This is a genomic window from Nocardia sp. NPDC058666, assembly GCF_042714895.1.
Taxonomy (GTDB): Bacteria; Actinomycetota; Actinomycetes; order Mycobacteriales; family Mycobacteriaceae; genus Nocardia.
In genome coordinates, this window is the sequence record NZ_JBHXRY010000046.1 from 1 (window position 1) to 2565 (window position 2565).

Below are 2565 nucleotides of genomic sequence, written 5' to 3' on the forward strand. Positions count from 1 at the left end.
GTCCGGAGCAGTCCGGTCCGGTCAGGCGGCGAGGCAGAGGCCGTCGTACTGCGCCGTGGGTGACGTGCGGCCCCGGACCACCCGGCTCCGGGCGTGGAGGGCCAGCTCGTCACCGGCGCGCAGGAGCAGGTCGGCGAGGCCGAGTCCGAGGGCCTGGGCGGCGGCCGCGAGCACCTCGGAGGATGCCTCCTTGCGTCCGCGCTCCACCTCCGACAGGTACGGCATCGAGATCCGGGCCGCCTCCGAGACGTCCTTCAGCGTGCGTTCCTGGGCGAGCCGCTCGCGCCGCAGCACGTCGCCGACGAGGTGACGCCACAGGGGCTCCCTCGGCGGTGGACCCCCCACGGGTCGTCGCGGGGCGCCGGCCGGCCCGCCGGAACCGGGCGCCGGGGCTTGCGGGCGCAGGGGGATGACGCGGGACTCGTTCGGCGCATGAGTGCTCACCCCCCTCACCCTAGGGATCCGGGGCGCGGGGGGAAGGGAGTGGCCTTCTGCCCTGGGTGAAGCCCGCCGGTGCCTGGGGGTGGGGCGTGGGGCGGGTCCGGCGCCAGAGCGTGTCCGCAACGCCCGGAAGGAACCGGACAGCCGACCGGGCATACGGCTCAACTCCGCCGGCACTCCCCCGCAGACCGTCAGTGGGCGTAGTACCGACTGAGGTCCTTGACTGACGCAGCGAACGCCGTGAAGTTCCGCGGTCCCTGTCCCGGTCCCGGCGGCCGTCGGTCTGCGCGTCCGGGTGGCCGCGGCGGTACGGGAGGCTCGGTGGAGATGTTGTGCACCGGGGCTTGTCACTCGGCGCTGAGTCGGCCGCTGATCCATTCGAGGGCCGGCGGGATCTCGCGGTTCCAGGTGTTGAAGCTGTGTCCTCCGCGGTCGAGCGTGATCGACGAGACGCGGGCCGGGGCCTTGACCGCCTTGATGAACTGCTGGGTCGGTTTGTAGTTCTCCTCGCCCTGCAGCGAGGTCGTCACGAGGAACGAGGATGCGGCCTGTGGCCGGTTGGCGAGATGCCACAGCAGGTCGGATCGTTTCTCCTCGTCCTTGTCGCCGTGGAAGAGGTCGCCGGAGTCGTGGTCGATCTCCGGCTTGTAGTCCGCCGAAAGGCCCACGCCGGCGGCGTAGGTCTCCGGGTGCTGCACCGTCATCTTCAGGGCGCAGTAGCCGCCGGTCGAATCGCCGATGATGCCCCAGCTCCGCGCCGGGGTGCCGGCGCGGTACGTGCTCGATATGGCCCGGGGGACGTCCGTACCGAAGAAGGTCTCGCTCTGCGGGCCGCCGCCGCGGACGTCGATGCACTGGGTGTTCTCGGCCGAGACGGTGGGCCGCATCATCACCAGGATCATCGGCTGCGCCTTCTTCTCCTTGGCCAGGGTCCAGGCCGTCTTCGGGTAGCGCAGCCCCTTCAGCAGGTTCTCCGCCGTGCCCGGGTAGCCCGTCAGGACCACGGCCGCGGGGAACCTCCGCTGCTCGTTGCCCTTGTGGAAGTACTCCGGCGGCAGGTAGACGTAGGCCTGGGCAGCGCTCCCCGAACGCTCCCCGTGCAGGGTGACCTTCTCGATCACGCCGCTCACCAGGGGGTTGCCGCCGCCGGGCACGTTGGGAGCCTGCCGTCCCAGCACCTCCACGGCCACCCCGCCGCGCACGGCCTCCTGGCGTGCACGTCCGGCCAGGTCGGCCCAGGACCCGTAGATCAGCAGGCTGCGGTTGGCCGCGAGGGCGACCGAGGCGAACAGGAACGCCTGCACGAGGACGATCAGCCCCATGCGCCCGAGCACCCGTGTCCGGCTCCCCCGTGCCAGCCGCGGCCAGAGCCACACGGTGACCGTGAAAGCCAGTGCCGTGCACAGCACGGCGCACACGAGGAGCTCACTACTTGTCAGACCCATGGAACAGCGGAACCCTCTGCGACGTCTCGGTCTGGACGCACCGGTCCAGAGCACCGCCAACCGGTGCGCATCAGGCTAGAGAGGTACCGGGGCGAAAGCGTTCCACCGACTCCGGCCCCGGGCGGGCGCGGCTGGGCTCTGCTCCGGCGGGCGGGGCGCTGTGGGGCGGTGGCGTTATCCGTCCTGCGCGGTCAGGAGCATGATCTGGGCTTTGGAGCGGGTGGTGCCGAGGGCGGTGGCCAGTGTTTGGGCGGAGGTGTTGTCGTCGCGCAGGGCGCCGGCGGCCTCGCGGCCCACCAGGGTGGCGATCCGCTCCAGCATGCCGGCGGCGCGCAGCGCGGCGAGGGGTGAGTCCGTGGCGGTGGCGGTCAGTTGCTCGGCGGTCCTGGCAGGAGGGCGGTCAGCGGTCGGGCAGCGGTACCGCCGCGGCGCGGACGACGGACAGGTGCGCGGTCCAGTCGGCGAGCGGTCCGGTGAGGTCGACGTCCGCGTCGTAGAGGGGTTGGTCGCCGATCGTGTTCCAGTGCAGGGGGTACTGGGCCGGTCCGCGCCATCCGCATGCGCACACCGCCCGGAGGGCCTCGGCGCGCGGGCGGCGGGCCCGGCCGTCGTAGGCCGACCAGTGGGTGGTCGACGGCACGTCCGGACCACTGCCGACGTCGAAGTACACCGGGCCCGG

Annotated in this window: 4 protein-coding genes; all 4 read right to left on the reverse strand. The window is 72.2% G+C overall.

Annotated elements, in window-relative coordinates:
- Positions 1 to 21: 21 nt before the first annotated feature.
- Positions 22 to 294, reverse strand: a complete 273-nt coding sequence (locus ACFWVD_RS28235) for a helix-turn-helix domain-containing protein (protein ID WP_379247893.1) — start codon at positions 292 to 294, stop codon at positions 22 to 24.
- Between the two features lie 494 nt (positions 295 to 788).
- Entirely contained in the window at positions 789 to 1763 is a 975-nt protein-coding gene (locus ACFWVD_RS28240) for an alpha/beta hydrolase (protein WP_379247895.1), read from the reverse strand.
- Between the two features lie 297 nt (positions 1764 to 2060).
- Positions 2061 to 2207: a hypothetical protein gene (locus tag ACFWVD_RS28245; protein WP_379247897.1), complete on the reverse strand. Its 147-nt coding sequence runs from the start codon at positions 2205 to 2207 to the stop codon at positions 2061 to 2063.
- A 79-nt stretch (positions 2208 to 2286) separates the two neighbouring features.
- A partial coding sequence (locus ACFWVD_RS28250; protein WP_379247899.1) for a hypothetical protein occupies positions 2287 to 2565 on the reverse strand: 279 nt, incomplete at its 5' end.

Bases quoted from the DNA above. Each gene is read 5' to 3' on its own strand.
- ACFWVD_RS28240 (WP_379247895.1), bottom strand. From the start codon at position 1,763: ATGGGGCTGATCGTCCTCGTGCAGGCGTTCCTGTTCGCCTCGGTCGCC.
- ACFWVD_RS28245 (WP_379247897.1), bottom strand. From the start codon at position 2,207: ATGCTGGAGCGGATCGCCACCCTGGTGGGCCGCGAGGCCGCCGGCGCC.